This window comes from Shewanella kaireitica (assembly GCF_023284045.1).
Lineage (GTDB): Bacteria > Pseudomonadota > Gammaproteobacteria > Enterobacterales > Shewanellaceae > Shewanella > Shewanella kaireitica.
The window spans coordinates 1-659 of the sequence record NZ_JAKIKQ010000042.1; the positions used below are offsets into that span (position 1 = coordinate 1).

A 659-nucleotide genomic window follows, 5' to 3' on the forward strand; every position below is an offset into this window, starting at 1 on the left:
GTAATGGTCAGTGTGGCAGTTTCACCGGTGTTCGTGGTGTAGGTGATCACCGGCACGTTGCCATTCCAATCGTCATTCGGGGTGAAGCTGTAGCTGCCAGTGCTGTTGAGCACTAAGACGCCGCCCGATAGGGAGACGCTGTCACCAGCAGTGAAGCTTTCTTGGCTGCCGTTGCCATCAGTGTCGAGGGTGAAGCTGACGACGCTGGTGTTACCACTCTCATCATTACTGAGCACGTTGCCGCTGGCAACCGTGTCTTCAGCAACGGTAATGCTGTCGTTGGCCACATCGGTGCTGTCTTCAGTGACAGTAATGGTCAGTGTGGCAGTTTCACCGGTGTTCGTGGTGTAGGTGATCACCGGCACGTTGCCATTCCAATCGGCATTCGGGGTGAAGCTGTAGCTGCCAGTGCTGTTGAGCACTAAGACGCCGCCCGATAGGGAGACGCTGTCACCAGCAGTGAAGCTTTCTTGGCTGCCGTTGCCATCAGTGTCGAGGGTGAAGCTGACGACGCTGGTGTTACCACTCTCATCATTACTGAGCACGTTGCCGCTGGCAACCGTGTCTTCAGCAACGGTAATGCTGTCGTTGGCCACATCGGTGCTGTCTTCAGTGACAGTAATGGTCAGTGTGGCAGTTTCACCGGTGTTCGTGGTGTA

Annotated in this window: 1 protein-coding gene; it reads right to left on the reverse strand. The window is 55.5% G+C overall.

Going from position 1 to position 659, the window contains the following annotated elements; all coding sequences use genetic code 11:
• Window positions 1–659 (reverse strand): Ig-like domain-containing protein (locus L2730_RS21880; RefSeq protein ID WP_248976478.1); only part of this gene is annotated, 659 nt, incomplete at both ends.